This window comes from Acinetobacter sp. YH12200 (assembly GCF_013418175.1).
In the GTDB taxonomy this organism is placed as follows: Bacteria; Pseudomonadota; Gammaproteobacteria; order Pseudomonadales; family Moraxellaceae; genus Acinetobacter; species Acinetobacter pseudolwoffii.
Map to the genome: position 1 here is coordinate 153,220 of NZ_VPCO01000002.1, position 15,969 is coordinate 169,188.

A 15,969-nucleotide genomic window follows, 5' to 3' on the forward strand; every position below is an offset into this window, starting at 1 on the left:
TTATGAGCGCCATTCAACCCATTTCTCCGCTATTAGACCCGATGCCCAACGCAACAGCAGATGCGCCGATTGGTATTTTTGACTCGGGCGTAGGCGGCTTGTCGGTGGCTCTGGAAATTGCCCGCCATCTGCCGAATGAACGCTTTGTCTATTATGCCGATACTGCACATGTGCCTTATGGCCCGAGAGATGATCAGGAAATCCGTAGCCTGACTGCTCAGGCGATTGAATGGCTGTATCGTCAGGGCTGTAAAGTGGCAGTCGTGGCTTGTAATACGGCCTCTGCCTTTAGTCTGGATTATTTGCGTGACTATTATGGCGAGAACTTTCCAATTATCGGTTTGGTGCCAGCACTTAAACCTGCAGTCTTGAATACCCGGTCGAAAACAGTTGCGGTCTTGGCAACACCGGCCACTTTTCGCGGGCAACTGATTAAAGATGTGATCTCCCGTTTTGCCGAACCGGCTCAGGTTAAAGTCCTGCCTGTGACCAGTCTGGAACTGGTACCTTTTGTTGAGGCTGGAGAGCAGATGAGTGAAGCCTGTTTACAGACATTAATAGAGATTTTACAACCAGTTGTGGATCAAGGCGCTGATTATTTAGTACTGGGATGTACGCATTACCCCTTCCTAAAAGCGTCAATTCAGTATATTTTTGGTCAAAAGCTGACATTAATTGACTCAGGATTCGCAGTTGCGAGACAAACGGCCCGAATTTTAATTAAAAATGAGTTATTATTTGAGCATGAGCGTAAAGAAAGCGTGAAAATTGAATTGGTGGTGAGTGGGCAGAATGCTGAACAGCTCCGGCCGGTTTTGCAGCACCTGATTCCTGCCGGTTTAAAATGGCAGATCAGTAATATGAGTGCAGTTTAAAACTCATTTTTATAATTTTAAAAGAACGATATTTTTTCATTTTGGGGTGGTCATATTGTGTCAAAATGCATGAATTCATGCATTTTTTATGCAAATGTACAGGAGAAGAGGATAGCCCATGCTGGATAAACGATACCAAGTGTTCATCTCAACCTCTGGGGCAGAAATGCAGCCGGAACGTATCATTTTGTCTCAAACATTAGTGGGTATGGGGTTCTTCTCTTGGGGACTGGAACAGCGTACGCCGCTGAATACTGCTTTTTCACGCCGCCAGATTGATGATTGTGACTATGTAGTGATTTTGCTAGGCAGTCAGTATGGGGAACAGTCTGTCTCGGGTGTCGGTTATATGCACCTCGAATACATCTATGCAGTGACCAAGCAAAAACCGATTATTGTGTTTATGCATGACGATCCGGCATCACGTGAAAGCTCATTACATGATACCAAGCCGGAATTGCGGGAAAAGTTTAAGGAATTCCGTCAATTACTGCAGCAGGAAGTAGACCAGGTCTTTACTTATCGCAGCTTGCGCGATCTGGAAATGGCAGTACGTTTTAATATGCCGCAAATGCTGGAGCGTTATCCGGTGACCGGATGGGTGCGTCCGCAAAATACCCAGGCGCTGCATGACGAGATTGATCAGCTCAAGGCTAAAGTGAGCCAACTGGAGCGTGATGGTGGAACGGCGGAAATAGATCCGTTCCTGAGCCTGCCTAAAGTATCCATGCATGAAGTCTTTTCTTTTGAATACCGGATGCAGGCTTATCAGGATGGAAACTTTAAGGAAATTAAAGTTCAGAAGAAGCTGACTTGGGCGCAATTATTGGCCCTGCTGGGCTCTACCTTTGTCAATCCGACACCGGAAGAGTTTTTCTCCAAGCGGATGAATGAATATTTAAATGAAAACGGTCTGGAAGATGCACGGGCAGAAATGCCACGTGCACATGCCGTGGCTCGTGCCCAGATGAATATTCGTGCCTTGCATAGCTTGAAAATTCAGATGCGCCAGAATGACTGGATTGTGCCATCAGGTCGGGATGACCGCCAGCGCATGCTCTGGCAGATTACGCCGAAAGCTCAAAAATTACTGGACAGCAGTTTGCTGGATTTAGATCGTACTTTTCAATCTAAGTCAGTGTATTAATCCATATAGAGAATCAATCAAAAACTGTTAAAGTACAGGGGTTGATACCATGACGGATAAACTGAATGTCTTCTCCTGCTAAAGCTAAAGTGACGATTATATTGGCCAACTTGGGTACGCCAGATGCGCCCACGATTCCAGCAGTACGCCGTTTCCTGAAGCAGTTTTTGTCTGATCAGCGGGTGATTGAAATTCCGAAACCCATTTGGCAAATAATCCTGCGTTTATTCATTTTGCCATTTCGGCCTAAGCGGGTTTCACAGGCCTATGCACAGGTCTGGGGAGAGGATTCACCGATGCGTGAAATCCTGTTGCAGCAGGTCAATACAGTCAAAACCCATTTGACCCAGCTCTATCCGCAGTTTGAGTTGAATGTGGTGCCAGCAATGACTTATGGCAATCCGAATATTCAGCAGGTTTTGGCCAGAGTGTCTGAACAGCCGCAGGACCATGTGATCTTATTTCCACTATTTCCCCAATATTCTGCTACTTCGACTGCACCTCTCTATGATGCCCTGGCAAAATGGGTGGTGAAGCAACGCAATTTGCCTGGTTTGAGCATCATTCGGGATTATTATCAACATCCTTTATTTATTCAGGCTCTGGCGCAAAGCGTGCGTGACTATCAGGCAGTGCATGGTCAGCCGGAAAAACTGTTAATGTCTTTTCATGGTATTCCGCAGCCTTATGCCGACAAAGGCGATCCTTATGCCGATCGTTGTCGTATTACCGGACAACTGGTTGCACAGGCGTTAGGGCTGAGTGCAGAGCAATATGCGATTAGCTTTCAGTCACGCTTTGGCAAACAGGAATGGATTAAGCCCTATACCGATGTTTTGCTGGAAGACTGGGCCAAACAGGGGGTGAAATCCGTGCAGGTGATGAGCCCGGCATTCTCGGCTGACTGTCTGGAAACGCTTGAGGAACTGGCCATAGAAAATGCCGAAACTTTTAAATCTCTGGGGGGAGGCAGTTATCGTTATATTCCTGCTTTAAATAGCCGTGAAGATCATTTGCGATTGCTGAACAGTTTGCTACAGGCTAATCTGGATGCATTGACACAAACGCTTGCTCATTAATTTTTCCGAGGTTTTTTGCCCTATGTTACAAGTCAAAATTGTTCCGGTTACTGCCTTTCAGCAAAACTGTTCGATCATTTGGGATACGGACACGAAAGAAGCCATTTTGATTGATGCAGGGGGCGAAGCTGAAAAACTCAAAACTGAGGTCGAAGCTCTGGGCTTAACCGTAAAAGCTTTGTGGCTGACCCATGGACATCTGGATCATGCAGGTGCAGTAGGCGCCTTGAAAAAAGCCTGGAATGTACCAGTAATTGGGCCACATAAGGAAGATGCTTTCTGGCTGGACATGATTCAGGAGGTTTCAGCACGTTATGGTTTTCCGATTCCAGAAAAAGTTGAAGTGACACAATGGCTGGAAGGGGGGGAAATACTGAAGCTCGGTGATGAAGAATTTGAAGTGCGTTTCGCGCCAGGGCATACCCCGGGCCATGTGATGTTTTATAATAGCAATCATGCCCTGTTATGGACGGGCGATGTGCTGTTTAAAGGCTCGATTGGCCGTACGGATTTCCCGCGTGGCGATCATCAGCAGCTCTTGGATTCAATTCAGCGTGAATGTTTTAGCCTGCCGGATGAAACCCAGTTTATTTCAGGACATGGACCGATCAGCACCATTGGTTTTGAAAAGCAGCATAATCCCTTTGTTGCAGGCAAAGCGGGTTAAATATCGACGTGAATCAAAGACCAAGTATCCTTGGTCTTTTATTTTGAAAATGGATCACTGCTAAATTGACGGGTTTGCATGTGAATTAGCCAAGCCATAAAAGCAAAAAGCACACCCAGTACAATAAACAAGCTATCTTGTTGGAAAATACCGACTCCCAGAGAGAGAAGTGCCAGTAGACCCACCCCAACTAATATGACTTTTAAAATAATATAGCTCATATTATTGCTCTAAAAATAATGTGAAGATTTAAAGTAGAACAATAATGCTAAGGCACGATGAATGGTGTTAATTCGTGTTGGCTTTTCAGGGTGATTTTATAAACTTTATGTGATTTTTGGCTAATTTTCTACATAGTCTTCAGTTCGGAAATATTTTTTTACTGCACAGAACTTCTAATCCTCAGAAGTGTCCGCCTGCGGTGCATCTTGAGTGGGCAAGCTATATTCTTCATTGGCCCATGCGCCCAGGTCAATCATCTTGCAGCGTTCTGAACAGAAAGGACGGAAATCATTCTCTTCCCAGGTCGTCAGTTTGCCACAGCGCGGACAGTTTAAAGTAGTGGGCATGAGATCAACTCCAAAGAAAAATAAAGCTTCGATTAGGCAAATATAGCCGCACTTGGTAGACTTATGCGGTTTTTATTAGTTTGATCTGATTATGCCGATTCGTCAATTTCAAGCACAGCGTATGCATGCACCCCGTGATTTTCAAAGCATCAGTCCTGAAGCGGTCTGCATCGAAGTCGGGGCGGGTAAAGGCAAACATGCTTTGTTATTTACCAAAACCCACCCCGATACTCAACTGATTGCGATTGAACGTACCCGCGAAAAATTCCTGGCCATGCAAAAACAGCACGGGATTGAAGGTCAGGCCAATTTACAGACCGTTCATGCCGATGCTTTGCCGTGGATCGTGCATGCATTGTATCCAGAGCAGGTAGAACAATTCTTTATTTTGTATCCAAATCCGGAACCGCATAATCCGGCGCAGCGCTGGGTCAATATGCCATTTTTTGAGTTTTTACTTTCCCGTTTAAAGACGGGTGGAACCATTACACTGGCCAGTAATATTCCTGCCTATATCGAAGAAGCAGAACAGCAGGCAGAACAACTGTGGAAATTACCTTTTATTAAAGAAGTCATTGCCCAGGATTCAGCACGCACCCATTTTGAAATTAAATATCTGGAACGTGGGGAATTGTGTCAGCAACTTATTATTACTAAACCTGAAGCTTATGTGACACGGTTTGATGATTTCCAGCCTTTGCAAGGGCAGAATGCTAGCATCGCGGAATAATCAGATGAGCAAACGTATTGCCATTGTTGGCGCTGGCCCTGCCGGGTTAATGGCCGCAGAAGTCCTTAGTCAGTTTGATTATGAGCTGCACGTCTATGAGCAAAAACCGTCTGCTGCACGTAAATTTTTGATGGCAGGCAAAACCGGCCTGAATATCTCTCATGCGGAACCGGTTGAGCAATTTGTGCAGCGTTATGATCAGGTGGACTGGTTGTCGCCATGGGTCAAACAGTGGGATGCTGTCTGGATTCAAAACTGGATGCAGGAACTAGGCATTGAGCCTTATATTGGTTCATCCGGTCGGGTATTTCCCACAGAGATGAAAGCTGCTCCCTTGCTGCGTGCCTGGCTCAAGCGCTTGGCCAGTCATGGCATCCAGTTTCATTACCGGCATAAAGTCAGCCGACTGCATCAGCATCAGCAACAGCTTGAGCTGCACGATCTAAAAAATAATGAACTTCGCACTGAAAAATTTGATGCAATTATTTTGGCCTGTGGCGCAATATCCTGGTCAGAACTGGGCAGTGACGGCGCATGGCAAGCCTGGTTAAAACCCGATGAGATTGAGGCTTTTCAGGCCAGTAATGCCGGGGTGGAATATCCATGGTCCAAGTTCATGCAGCCAGTCTTTGGTCAGCCTTTAAAACGTGTAGAAGCCTGGGTCGGGCAAGGTGAAAAAACCACGGGTGACATTGTGATCAGTCATTATGGGCTTGAAAGTGGTTTGATTTATAAGCAGGGAAGAGGTTTACGCGAACAGCTAAAACAAGGTCAGCAAATGCAACTGAGTCTGGATTTATTTCCTGACCAAAGTGTGGGGCAATTGGCGAAAAAATTACAGCCGACTAAGAAGCAGTCTTTAAGCAATGTTTGGCGTAAAGCCGGATTGGATGGTGCCAAAGCGGCTTTGGTGCGTGAACTGGTGGCCAAGACTTGGTGGCAAGATGCTGCTGAATTAGCCAAGCAGATAAAACATTTGACCATTCCACTTACAGGCTTTCGTCCGATTGAAGAAGCGATTAGCTGTGCAGGTGGGGTCAAGCGTGAAGTGCTGTCGGAACAGCTCCAACTTAAATCCAATCCGTATGTATTTCTTTGTGGGGAAATGCTGGACTGGGATGCACCGACTGGAGGTTATCTGCTGACAGCCTGTTTTGCTACAGGCCGGGCGGCAGGTCAAGGGGTGCATCAGTTCCTAAAGGCCAGCTAAGTCATTTTATGCTGAGGGAGAAAAAGCCCTTATTCTGAAATGCAGACCAAGCCTGGACAGTATCATGCTTATTCAAGGTGCCTGTATGCACCCGTTGAGCTTAGATGTTCGCTGTGTATTTTAGTCAAGCTGGGTGCAAGCAATGAGCTCCATGGAATTAACTGGCTGGGCGGGCAGGTGCTGTGTTGGCATTCAGATCCGGATATTGCGAACGCCAGCGTTCTAGTTGCTCTTGCGCATGCAGATATTTCCCTAAACCTTTGACACTTTCACTGGCCTCATTCACTGTTTTGGTTTGAGTCTCAGGACTATTTACCAATTTGTCCTGATGTTGCCAATATTGATACATCATGCCCTGAATATAACGGCCCTGTTCGGTTTTCAGTTCTAAATCCTTCAGCATATTCAGGGCTGACTGTACATGATCGCGCTGGCGTTGCTGAATAAACTCCGGACTCAAGCTATCTTCATCACGCATGCTGTTTAATTCTTTTTCCAGCTCCGCACTCATTTCCTGAAAACGTTGCTCATAATCGGTCAGTACTGCAATATCATGTGGATCCTCAGTGGTTTTGGGGAAGTCTTTCAGCGGCTCGGTTTTCAGTTCCTGCATCACCTGATCTGAAGCCGTACTGTCTGCAGCCGGTTCGGTACTTTCTGATGTTTTCTGGTCACATGCCATGAGCAGCATGACTGCTGCAAACAGGGCAGTGCGTGTCATTCCTGATATTTTATGCATGATTGACTCCTGTTTTTAATTAGTTTTTTTAAATACGTATATATGAGTAATATAAGGAAAATCAATCATTTCCTCTATACCTTTGGCTGTATAGTCCCAGATAATCTGTTCAAACTGTTGTTTGAGCTGTGCTTGCCGGGATGCTGGCATGGCTGCAATAAAGCTGGTCGAGAGTAGCCGTTTTGATACCACCTGCTCCACACTGCCCTGTTGTTGCCGAGTCATGCTGATTTCTGCATACGGCTGAAACAGGGTTTGTTGTTCAAATACCTTGCGCCACGCTCCGCTATGATAACGCGGGGTATCACCTTCTAATGGGGCGATACACTCTGCCAGTGCCTGAACCCAGGCTACCCGGGTATCCCGCTGATTCCAGACCAGAACCAGATAAGCATCGGGTTTGAGGACTCGGTTGAGTTCCTGTAAGGTCTCTGCATTCGCAAACCAGTGAAATGACTGTGCACAAAATACCGCATTCAGGCTATGATCAGGCAAGGGGAGTTGATGGCTCAGGCCTTCAACAGCCTCAATGTCCGGATGGGCCAGTTTTAATTGTGCCAGCATTTCCGCAACCGGATCGACAGCGATGATGTTTTTACTGAGCGGGCGTAAATAAGGAATAAACTTGCCGGTTCCACTGCCCAAATCCAAAAGACGCGCATCGACAGGCAAAGTCAAAGTATCGGCCAGCCACTGACTGATCTCTGCCGGATAATCGGGACGCACTTGCTGATACAGCTCGGCAGATGCACTAAAACCCCGTTTTGCTGCCGGATGTAATGATTGTGTCATATTTTGCGCTTTTTAATCTTTTTGATCGATATAAAATAGCATATTCACTTTTTTGACAGCATTCATTGATTGAATTGTTGTGGAAGGGTTCGATTTACCAGCACGGGAAAGTTATGGACAAGCAGATTGTTTTTGAAGATGAGCATATACGCGCGATTTTTATGCCGGGGTCATCTTCAGAATTGATTTTTTCATTTGGCGATTTGATTACCCGTGCCAAGGGCCTCAACATCAATGCAGAAAAGTCGCTACAGAAATTCGAGTTCAATGTTCTGGGTATTATGCCCAAGCACAAGTCCTGGTTCCCGCAAGGTTCCATGTGGAACATGTTAAAGGCAGTGGCTGAACTGATTGCGCCGTTTCAGCAGCGGGTTGCCTATGGTGGCTCGATGGGTGGCTATGCCGCGATCAAGTATTCCCGCGCCTTAGGCGTGCAGCGCGTGGTGGCGATGGTGCCGCAATATTCGATCAATCCGGATGATGTACACGATGCCCGCTATAATATGTTCTATCAACCAGAGCTGAATGCAGGAATGCGGGTTGAAGCCGAAGATATCGATAGCACGTGCGAATATATTATTGTTTATGATCCGTATTGTGCCGAAGACCGTGCGCATTATCTGAAATTACAGGCCCTGATTCCGCAGCATCATGTGCTGCATTTGCCATTTACCGGACATGATGCCATTGCCGTTCTGGCCAGTTCCGAATTGCTGTATGACTTTTTGGTACATGATTACGAACCGAGTTATTTTTACCAGAAAATGCGTCGGGTCAAGAAAAACAGCAAGTTCTATTATCGCAAAGTCATTGAAAATGTTTTGCCACGCCATCGTATGGCCTTGGGGCGTATCCTGAAAAATAATGATCTGCAACTGGATAATCAGTTTTTTGATGCCAGCCAGAAACAGGTGATCTTAAGAGAATTATTGCAAAATAAACAGGTCGATCAGCATGACCTGCTCAAGCTCGGCATTCATGTCAATTTGCCGCAGGAAAATCGTCAGTTGCTTCTGGATCAATATGGACATGGTCTGGTATTTAATGTCATCAGTCATAAAATCGAAAGTTATGCAGAAGGCGCGATTGCCCTGAACCATAAATTCCTGATTCCGATTTATGCCAAAGGCAATGGCCTATTGAGCATCAGCTTGAATGATGAGCGTTATCTGGTGGTGATGAATGACCGGCATGTCATGAAACTGATCAAGGAGCAGGATGAACTCAGTCTGGGCATGCACCCGATTCTCATGAAACGTTATAGCGATTATTATATGTTCAGCTATAAGCACTTGAATTTAAGTACCAATGAGTATGGCGCTGCGGCCTTTATCGATGAAAGTGACAAAAATACGCAGTTTGTGACGCACAATGAGATAAACTAGCTTTATTTTTTAATAAAAAACAATTACTTGACATGTGATTGGCTAGGCATAATATAGAGGTAGGCGGTACAAATAATATCCACCCGTACTGCTCCCGATAGTTGAAACGAACCAGGGGGTCTCTATATGATGCAATCTGCCCAGATGATACAAGTCTGTTTCATGGTCGGTTTAGCGCTGCCCAATCTGGCACATGCAGAAAGTGTACATCCAGCCGTGATTATGATGAGTGCATCGATTATTTTCATGATCATTCTGGCGGTGTATGTGATCTATAAAATCCGGCGTTCATTGCGCAATCATCTCGATAAACCGCTAGATTAAGATTGGCAGAGCGGAAACTGCTTGAAAAGCCTCAATGACTTGTTTTAAATGATAAAGATCAATGGTTCAACAGGATTGAGGGAACAGCCATGAAAGCCGTTTATTTAGACTATGCTTCTCTAGACCAACAGGATTTGGACTTTCAGGCACTGCATGCAGCCTTTGATCCGCTTGTGTTGTATCCAACGACTTCGGCAGCCGAGATTGCTTCCCGCGTGGCCGAGGTTGAGGTCATTATTAGCAATAAAGTACTGATTGATGCTGCGACCATTCAGCAATCTCCTGAACTGAAACTGATCCTGATTTCTGCGACCGGCAGCAATAATGTCGATCTGGCTGCGGCCAAAGCACGCGGCATTGTGGTCTGTAACTGTCAGGCCTATGGAACGTCTGCGGTTGCGCAACATACTTTAATGTTAATGCTCAATCTGGCCACTTCATTTCTGTCTTATCAACGTGCGCTACAACAAGGCCAGTGGCAAAAATCTTCACAATTCTGTTTGCTGGATGCGCCAATTGTCGAGCTGGCCGGAAAAACACTGGGCATTGTCGGTTATGGTGAACTGGGCCATGCGGTGGCGAAACTGGCTGAAGCTTTTGGCATGAAAGTTCTCATTGCGGCGCTGCCAAACCGTCCAGCAGATGCATCCCGTGTACCATTTACCGAGTTGCTTGCTCAAGTTGATTTTCTCAGTCTGCATTGTCCACTTACTGAAGACACTCGACATTTGATCAGTCATGCTGAACTCGAAGCGATGAAGCCAAGCGCATTTTTAATTAACTGTGCGCGTGGTGGTATTGTCGATGAAGCAGCCTTGGCGCAGGCGCTGCGTGAGGGTCAGATTGCTGGTGCAGCGACTGATGTCTTAACGGTGGAGCCACCGAAAGAAGGCAATGTCCTACTCGATGCAACAATCCCAAACCTGATTGTGACGCCGCATAATGCATGGGGCAGTGTTGATGCACGGCAGCGCATTGTGAATCAGATGGTCGAAAATATTGAAGCTTTTAAAAATGGCCAGCCGATACGGCAGGTGAATTGATTTTTAACCCTTCTCTTGAAGTGAATATTTTTTGCTGAAAGATAAATAAAAAGCCCATGACGGGCTTTTCTTATAAATCAGTCACTGCATAGCTGGTGGCAGTGCCGGAACCGGATTGAGGTTGCATCTGTGGTGTTGTGGTTTGCTGAGGCGCAGAGGATTCACTCAAAGGCTGTTGCACAATCGGTGCTGCTTGTTGAGGGTTGGCGCGCCACACTTCTTTGGTTTGCTGGATTTTCTGATTGGTTTGTTGGGCTGCTTGCGTAGCTCCCTGATCGACTTTTTGTGCGGTTTCTGAAGCCGCTGCCTTGGTATTTCCCCAAGCACGATCTACACCTGGTTTGACTTTGGCAATGCCTTTTTCAGTCACTTCACCGACTTTTTCTGCGGTATTGATGACGCCTTCCTGAGCTTTATAGGCAAAGACATGCAAGAGATTTGGATTGGTGCCATATGGCGCAATAGGTTTGCTGGTTTGTGCTTCTGATTCGGTTGCAGCTTGTGTCAATACCGGAATGCAGATTAAAAATGCAGTGCCGAGAATAATAGCTTTTTTCATCATCATAATGTGATCGACCTCGAAGTAGTCAAATAGCGATCTTTTGTTTGATTTTGAGTGTAGCGGATAATTTCACGAAAACAATGAAGATCTGATGGATTCGCGAGCACTTCCAAGAAGTACAATTTAGCTTTTTTGTAATGAAAGACGGCGCGGTGAGATATGAAACCGGTTTTTATTTATTTTAGATAAAGAATTGCCCCATTTTCTGAATAAAAACAGGGCAGGATGCTTAGTCACATTGAGTTAATGCATCTTTGGCAAAGTGATGGCGGAGTGAAATAAAGTTTTTTTGTACATTTTTGGCATGTAGATCAAACTTTTGTGCAGTGCTGGTGCCGTCGCGCTGGAAAGTTGCTGAACCTGCATCCATCAGGGTAAGGCCTTTAAATGACCATTGTTCAACGACACGGTTATTGCCAAGATCGCCGGTAAATTCAATCACGCATTTGTCGAGGAACTTGGTCAGTTTTGCCTTGTTGTTGGTGGTTTCTGGAGATACTTCGAGGTTTTGTACTTCCTGTAAGACGCCAACTTCAAGCTGCGGGATTTTTGGTGCAGATGTACAAGCTGTAACTGCGATACTCGCAAGACCCGTCAAAATAAGAGCTTTAAATTTCATATGATTCTTTCTTGTTGAGTGTTGTTAGGTTGAGTATAGGCAATTCAGATGAAATTGCCTATGATTTGAAAACTAATTTTAAAGAATACTCTACCCGTATAGATATAAGTATGGATCATCTACTAGACTCTTTAGATCAAATAGAAAATTTAGAAAATCAGCTGCGTAATTATATTAATTGTGGAGTTCTTCATTACCAATTATTAAATGATAAGCACAGATGGTGGATGCTATGCAGTGCTTTAGATGTGTTAGGAGACACATCTTTAGCCTTTAAGGATTATCTGCAAACGGAGTTTCCTAAAGAAACAGGGCTTAAATACATTCATTGCTATGGAATTTTACAATGTTTCATTCTTCAACAAGATAGCTTGAAGCATCTATATGAAGTATTCAAAGTTCAATGGGAAGCAAATAGTGAGTTGAAAAAGATCCGTAAGGTTCGGAATGCTTCGATTGGGCACACAATCCTAAATAATGAAGGAGGAAGAAGCGAAAAAGATAAGGATGAATTTAATAATTTTATTTCTCGTATCACAATTAATAAATCTGGTTTTGACTTGTTGAGATATTCTAAAAAGAAAGAAGATACAGTTTATGAAGAAATTTCTATTTATGAGTTACTCAAGAAGTAATTGTTCTCTTGAGAAGACTGAATAAAGAAATAATTATTATGGAAAATGAAGTTAAAAAGAAATTTGAAAATGAAAAATTAGTTGGCTTGTTGCCAATTTCTTATTGGTTTGAAAAAATTCATAGTATTTATGATGAGCAGAATAAACTATTTGCTTATACAGCTTTAGATAATATCCAGAGAGAATATTTAGCGTTAAAACAATCTTTAGAAAATCGATTATTACATGGTGAATATTGGTTTAATGAAATTGAAGATTATCTAGTTGCAATCGAGTTAATGAGAAAAGCAATGCGGAGCAATGATGAACGAGCTGGACGAATATATAATTTTTATCTTAATGAAAAAAATGACTATTTCAAAAGCTTAATGGCTGAAATTGATGAAAAGTATGAAATAAAAAACCCGCTTTAAAGCGGGTTTTTTATTAAATCGGAACTTAGTGCTGTAACACTGAAATATCAGCGACTTTCGTAAACAAATCACGCAGCTGAGCAAGCATACGTAAACGGTTTGCTTTAAGGTCTGCATCATCAGCCATCACCATTACACCGTCAAAGAACGCATCGACTGGCGCACGAAGTGCAGCTAAAGCTGAAAGTGCAGCAGTGTAGTCTTTGGCAGCAAATAACGGCTCAACCACAGGTGTGATTTTCGCAAGTTCAGCGAACAATGCTTTCTCAGCATCTTCAACCAGGCTTGCTTCAACAATTTCACCTTCAGGTGCAGCTTCTTTTGCAAGAATATTGGCAACACGCTTGTTGGCAGCAGCAAGGGCAGCAGCTTCAGGCAAGGCACGGAAGTGATTGACCGCATTGACACGCTTGTCAAAATCAAGCGGTGATTTAGGCGATAACGCTTGAACTGCTTGAATCACATCAACTGCAACGCCTTGATCTTCGTATTTGGCACGGTAACGACCTTCAAGGAATGCAACAGCATCAGCTAAAGTCTTGTCGTGATCTTTCAATACATCGCCGTATGCAGCAAGTGCAAGTTTGATTAAATCTTCAATTGAAACATCAAGCTCGTTTTCAGTGACAAGACGCAAAATACCAATCGCAGAACGACGCAGTGCAAACGGGTCTTTAGAACCTGTAGGCGCTTGACCAATACCGAAAATACCCGTCAATGTGTCTAAACGGTCGGCAAGGGCAATGGTTGTACCTGTTTTGGTTTTCGGTAAAACGTCACCCGCGAATTTAGGTAAATACTGCTCACCTAAAGACTCAGCCACTTCAGCATTTTCACCTTCAAGACGCGCATAGTAAGTACCCGCGATCCCTTGAAGTTCAGGGAATTCACCCACAAGCTCAGAGGTTAAATCGCATTTTGCAAGAAGTGCCGCTTTTTCAGCATCTTCCGCTTTTGCACCTGTAATAGGCGCAAGCGCAACAGCCAATTTTGCAATACGTTCAGACTTGTTCCAAAGCGTACCAAGCTCTGCTTGGAACACCATGTTCGCAAGTTTTTCTTTACGAGACGCAAGCGGTTGCTTTTGATCTTGCAAGAAGAAGAATTCAGCATCAGACAAACGTGGGCGAACCACTTTTTCGTTACCTTCAATAATTTGTGTCGGGTCTTTCGACTCAATGTTTGACACAGTAATGAAGTACGGTTGAAGTTTATTGTCGCTATTCACCAAACAGAAGTATTTTTGGTTGTCCTGCATCGTCGTAATTAATGCTTCTTGAGGAACAGCAAGGAAGCGTTCTTCAAAGCTTGCACGTAGCGCAACAGGCCATTCAACCAATGCAGTCACTTCGTCACGAAGATCACTTGGTACAATTGCGATGGCATTCACTTCATCCGCCAATGCTTTCACTTGTTGGTCGATGATCGCTTGACGCTCTTCAAAAGAAGCCACAACATGCGCTGCTTTTAACTTCGCAAGGTATTCGTCAGCATGCGCTAAAGTGATCGCTTCAGGCGCGTGGAAACGGTGACCATACGTCACGTTACCCGCTTTATGATCTTGAATGGTTGCATCAATCACATCGTTATCTTTTAACAACACCACCCATTTTACGGGACGTACGAATTCAGTACGGCTTGCCGCAGAACGCATACGTTTTGCAATTGGAAGATTGTCCAAAGCATTTTGTAAAATTTGTGGTAGTAAAACGTCAAGGCTTTGACCTTTCACGTCTTTCAAGAAGCATACTTTTTCAACTTTACCCGCTTGGAAAGTCGATACTTGATCAACCGTGATGCCTTGACCACGCATAAAGCCTTCAAGCGCTTTGGTTGGGTTGCCTTCCGCATCAAAGGCTGCTTGCTTTGCAGGGCCGTCGAAACGTTTTTGCGTGTCAGCTTGCGCGCCATCAACATTGGTAATTTTTAATGCTAAACGACGTGGTGCTGCATAGGCTTCGATAGAATCAAAAGCAAGACCAGCATCTTTTAAGCCTTTTACGGTTTCTGCTTGCAATGCATCACGTAATTTTTTAAGGCTTTTCGGTGGAAGTTCTTCACAGCCTAATTCGAACAAAACGGTATGTTTAGACATTATTTGCTCTCCTTAGATTCAACTTTTGCTTCCGCTTCAACTTGTGCTTTTAACTGCGCTAAAACTTCATCACGAAGCTCAGGTTCAGCCATCGGGAAGCCCAATTTCGCACGCGCTGCTACATAGCTATTTGCAATGGCACGTGCCAAAGTACGCACACGTAAAATATAACGCTGACGTTCAGTCACCGAAATCGCGCCACGCGCATCTAATAAGTTAAAGCAGTGTGATGCTTTAATCACTTGCTCATAAGCAGGCAATGGCAGTTCAGCTTCGATTAAACGTGTTGCTTCAGCTTCGTAGAAATCGAACAACTCAAACATTTTTTCAACGTTTGCATATTCAAAGTTATAAGTTGACTGCTCAACTTCATTTTGATGGAACACATCGCCATAGGTCACAGTACCGAACTGACCTTTGGTCCAAACTAAATCGTAAACCGAGTCTACACCTTGCAAGTACATGGCAAGACGCTCAAGACCGTAGGTAATTTCGCCTGTTACCGGGTAGCATTCAACACCACCCACTTGCTGGAAATACGTGAACTGCGTCACTTCCATGCCGTTGAGCCAAACTTCCCAGCCTAGACCCCAAGCGCCGAGGGTTGGCGATTCCCAGTTGTCTTCGACAAAACGAATGTCGTGTACCAGTGGATCGATTCCAATCGCTTTAAGCGAGTCAAGGTAGAGCTGTTGGATGTTGTCCGGGTTTGGCTTCAGTACCACCTGGAATTGGTAATAATGTTGCAGACGGTTGGGGTTTTCGCCATAACGGCCATCTTTCGGACGACGTGACGGCTGAACGTAGGCTGCGTTCCAGGTTTCAGGCCCTAAAGCACGAAGGAAAGTCGCTGTATGGAATGTTCCTGCGCCCATTTCCATGTCGTAAGGCTGCAAAATTACACAGCCTTGCTCCGCCCAGTAAGTTTGTAAGGCAAGAATTAAGCCTTGGAAGGTATCAATATGCGATATGGCGCGACTCATGGTCATCCACTTAAAATTAGAGAAAAATTGTGCTCAATTATAAGGACTTTGCAGGGGAGTGGCAAAGGGTTAATGTGTGGAACCTTTTTTGAAAAAATCCAG

General features: G+C 44.6%; 19 protein-coding genes. 11 read left to right on the forward strand and 8 right to left on the reverse strand.

Annotated elements, in window-relative coordinates:
* Positions 1 to 2 precede the first annotated feature (2 nt).
* The 4 genes from murI to FTU90_RS02270 all read left to right on the forward strand — a co-directional run bounded on the left by murI (position 3) and on the right by FTU90_RS02270 (position 3,768).
* Positions 3 to 875, forward strand: a complete 873-nt coding sequence (murI, locus tag FTU90_RS02255) for a glutamate racemase (RefSeq protein WP_100355488.1) — start codon at positions 3 to 5, stop codon at positions 873 to 875.
* Positions 876 to 993: 118 nt separating this feature from the next.
* Complete coding sequence (locus tag FTU90_RS02260; protein ID WP_005095369.1) at positions 994 to 2,022, forward strand: DUF4062 domain-containing protein; 1,029 nt, start codon at positions 994 to 996, stop codon at positions 2,020 to 2,022.
* A gap of 65 nt (positions 2,023 to 2,087) precedes the next feature.
* Positions 2,088 to 3,101, forward strand: a complete 1,014-nt coding sequence (hemH, locus tag FTU90_RS02265) for a ferrochelatase (protein WP_005172935.1) — start codon at positions 2,088 to 2,090, stop codon at positions 3,099 to 3,101.
* A 22-nt stretch (positions 3,102 to 3,123) separates the two neighbouring features.
* On the forward strand, positions 3,124 to 3,768 hold the full coding sequence (locus tag FTU90_RS02270; RefSeq protein WP_100534671.1) for an MBL fold metallo-hydrolase: 645 nt from the start codon (positions 3,124 to 3,126) through the stop codon (positions 3,766 to 3,768).
* Between the two features lie 38 nt (positions 3,769 to 3,806).
* Here the strand turns inward: FTU90_RS02270 and FTU90_RS02275 are convergent, their stop codons facing one another.
* Positions 3,807 to 3,989 carry a hypothetical protein gene (locus tag FTU90_RS02275; protein WP_005095373.1) on the reverse strand — a complete coding sequence of 61 codons (183 nt, stop codon included), beginning with the start codon at positions 3,987 to 3,989 and terminating at the stop codon, positions 3,807 to 3,809.
* 174 nt (positions 3,990 to 4,163) lie between these two features.
* Positions 4,164 to 4,337 carry a DNA gyrase inhibitor YacG gene (locus FTU90_RS02280; protein ID WP_005095374.1) on the reverse strand — a complete coding sequence of 58 codons (174 nt, stop codon included), beginning with the start codon at positions 4,335 to 4,337 and terminating at the stop codon, positions 4,164 to 4,166.
* 85 nt (positions 4,338 to 4,422) lie between these two features.
* Between FTU90_RS02280 and FTU90_RS02285 the strand changes: the two genes are divergently transcribed.
* Both FTU90_RS02285 and FTU90_RS02290 read left to right on the forward strand, forming a co-directional pair.
* Complete coding sequence (locus FTU90_RS02285) at positions 4,423 to 5,067, forward strand: SAM-dependent methyltransferase (protein WP_171063366.1); 645 nt, start codon at positions 4,423 to 4,425, stop codon at positions 5,065 to 5,067.
* Positions 5,068 to 5,071: 4 nt separating this feature from the next.
* Positions 5,072 to 6,277, forward strand: a complete 1,206-nt coding sequence (locus tag FTU90_RS02290; RefSeq protein ID WP_180071893.1) for a TIGR03862 family flavoprotein — start codon at positions 5,072 to 5,074, stop codon at positions 6,275 to 6,277.
* 157 nt (positions 6,278 to 6,434) lie between these two features.
* Here FTU90_RS02290 and FTU90_RS02295 read toward each other — a convergent pair whose 3' ends face one another.
* Both FTU90_RS02295 and FTU90_RS02300 read right to left on the reverse strand, forming a co-directional pair.
* The gene (locus FTU90_RS02295) at positions 6,435 to 7,016 is read right to left on the reverse strand and encodes a hypothetical protein (protein WP_005095379.1); all 582 of its coding nucleotides are present in this window, start codon (positions 7,014 to 7,016) and stop codon (positions 6,435 to 6,437) included.
* 15 nt (positions 7,017 to 7,031) lie between these two features.
* The gene (locus tag FTU90_RS02300) at positions 7,032 to 7,808 is read right to left on the reverse strand and encodes a class I SAM-dependent methyltransferase (RefSeq protein ID WP_074383957.1); all 777 of its coding nucleotides are present in this window, start codon (positions 7,806 to 7,808) and stop codon (positions 7,032 to 7,034) included.
* A 113-nt stretch (positions 7,809 to 7,921) separates the two neighbouring features.
* Between FTU90_RS02300 and FTU90_RS02305 the strand changes: the two genes are divergently transcribed.
* The 3 genes from FTU90_RS02305 (at position 7,922) to FTU90_RS02315 (ending at position 10,560) form a co-directional block, all read left to right on the forward strand.
* Entirely contained in the window at positions 7,922 to 9,193 is a 1,272-nt protein-coding gene (locus FTU90_RS02305) for a hypothetical protein (RefSeq protein ID WP_159516193.1), read from the forward strand.
* 126 nt (positions 9,194 to 9,319) lie between these two features.
* Positions 9,320 to 9,517 carry a hypothetical protein gene (locus FTU90_RS02310; RefSeq protein ID WP_005172920.1) on the forward strand — a complete coding sequence of 66 codons (198 nt, stop codon included), beginning with the start codon at positions 9,320 to 9,322 and terminating at the stop codon, positions 9,515 to 9,517.
* Between the two features lie 89 nt (positions 9,518 to 9,606).
* Positions 9,607 to 10,560, forward strand: a complete 954-nt coding sequence (locus FTU90_RS02315) for a 2-hydroxyacid dehydrogenase (protein WP_159138697.1) — start codon at positions 9,607 to 9,609, stop codon at positions 10,558 to 10,560.
* Between the two features lie 70 nt (positions 10,561 to 10,630).
* Here the strand turns inward: FTU90_RS02315 and FTU90_RS02320 are convergent, their stop codons facing one another.
* Entirely contained in the window at positions 10,631 to 11,125 is a 495-nt protein-coding gene (locus tag FTU90_RS02320; protein WP_005095391.1) for a hypothetical protein, read from the reverse strand.
* A gap of 226 nt (positions 11,126 to 11,351) precedes the next feature.
* Positions 11,352 to 11,741: a hypothetical protein gene (locus tag FTU90_RS02325; RefSeq protein ID WP_005095392.1), complete on the reverse strand. Its 390-nt coding sequence runs from the start codon at positions 11,739 to 11,741 to the stop codon at positions 11,352 to 11,354.
* 11 nt (positions 11,742 to 11,752) lie between these two features.
* Between FTU90_RS02325 and FTU90_RS02330 the strand changes: the two genes are divergently transcribed.
* Entirely contained in the window at positions 11,753 to 12,376 is a 624-nt protein-coding gene (locus tag FTU90_RS02330) for a hypothetical protein (RefSeq protein ID WP_180071894.1), read from the forward strand.
* Positions 12,377 to 12,414: 38 nt separating this feature from the next.
* Positions 12,415 to 12,789, forward strand: a complete 375-nt coding sequence (locus tag FTU90_RS02335) for a hypothetical protein (RefSeq protein WP_180071895.1) — start codon at positions 12,415 to 12,417, stop codon at positions 12,787 to 12,789.
* Between the two features lie 25 nt (positions 12,790 to 12,814).
* Here FTU90_RS02335 and glyS read toward each other — a convergent pair whose 3' ends face one another.
* Complete coding sequence (gene glyS / locus FTU90_RS02340) at positions 12,815 to 14,884, reverse strand: glycine--tRNA ligase subunit beta (protein ID WP_180049810.1); 2,070 nt, start codon at positions 14,882 to 14,884, stop codon at positions 12,815 to 12,817.
* Entirely contained in the window at positions 14,884 to 15,867 is a 984-nt protein-coding gene (gene glyQ, locus FTU90_RS02345) for a glycine--tRNA ligase subunit alpha (RefSeq protein ID WP_005095400.1), read from the reverse strand. The genes glyS and glyQ overlap by 1 nt, the downstream gene beginning before the upstream one ends.
* Positions 15,868 to 15,969: the final 102 nt, after the last annotated feature.

What these genes read in the sequence shown, in the direction of transcription:
- hemH (WP_005172935.1), top strand. Translation starts at nt 2,088, where the DNA reads ATGTCTTCTCCTGCTAAAGCTAAAGTGACGATTATATTGGCCAACTTG.
- FTU90_RS02295 (WP_005095379.1), bottom strand. Translation starts at nt 7,016, where the DNA reads ATGCATAAAATATCAGGAATGACACGCACTGCCCTGTTTGCAGCAGTC.
- FTU90_RS02300 (WP_074383957.1), bottom strand. Translation starts at nt 7,808, where the DNA reads ATGACACAATCATTACATCCGGCAGCAAAACGGGGTTTTAGTGCATCT.
- FTU90_RS02310 (WP_005172920.1), top strand. Translation starts at nt 9,320, where the DNA reads ATGATGCAATCTGCCCAGATGATACAAGTCTGTTTCATGGTCGGTTTA.
- FTU90_RS02320 (WP_005095391.1), bottom strand. Translation starts at nt 11,125, where the DNA reads ATGATGATGAAAAAAGCTATTATTCTCGGCACTGCATTTTTAATCTGC.
- FTU90_RS02260 (WP_005095369.1), top strand. Translation starts at nt 994, where the DNA reads ATGCTGGATAAACGATACCAAGTGTTCATCTCAACCTCTGGGGCAGAA.
- glyS (WP_180049810.1), bottom strand. Translation starts at nt 14,884, where the DNA reads ATGTCTAAACATACCGTTTTGTTCGAATTAGGCTGTGAAGAACTTCCA.
- FTU90_RS02325 (WP_005095392.1), bottom strand. Translation starts at nt 11,741, where the DNA reads ATGAAATTTAAAGCTCTTATTTTGACGGGTCTTGCGAGTATCGCAGTT.
- glyQ (WP_005095400.1), bottom strand. Translation starts at nt 15,867, where the DNA reads ATGAGTCGCGCCATATCGCATATTGATACCTTCCAAGGCTTAATTCTT.
- FTU90_RS02280 (WP_005095374.1), bottom strand. Translation starts at nt 4,337, where the DNA reads ATGCCCACTACTTTAAACTGTCCGCGCTGTGGCAAACTGACGACCTGG.
- murI (WP_100355488.1), top strand. Translation starts at nt 3, where the DNA reads ATGAGCGCCATTCAACCCATTTCTCCGCTATTAGACCCGATGCCCAAC.
- FTU90_RS02275 (WP_005095373.1), bottom strand. Translation starts at nt 3,989, where the DNA reads ATGAGCTATATTATTTTAAAAGTCATATTAGTTGGGGTGGGTCTACTG.
- FTU90_RS02270 (WP_100534671.1), top strand. Translation starts at nt 3,124, where the DNA reads ATGTTACAAGTCAAAATTGTTCCGGTTACTGCCTTTCAGCAAAACTGT.
- FTU90_RS02305 (WP_159516193.1), top strand. Translation starts at nt 7,922, where the DNA reads ATGGACAAGCAGATTGTTTTTGAAGATGAGCATATACGCGCGATTTTT.
- FTU90_RS02290 (WP_180071893.1), top strand. Translation starts at nt 5,072, where the DNA reads ATGAGCAAACGTATTGCCATTGTTGGCGCTGGCCCTGCCGGGTTAATG.
- FTU90_RS02315 (WP_159138697.1), top strand. Translation starts at nt 9,607, where the DNA reads ATGAAAGCCGTTTATTTAGACTATGCTTCTCTAGACCAACAGGATTTG.
- FTU90_RS02335 (WP_180071895.1), top strand. Translation starts at nt 12,415, where the DNA reads ATGGAAAATGAAGTTAAAAAGAAATTTGAAAATGAAAAATTAGTTGGC.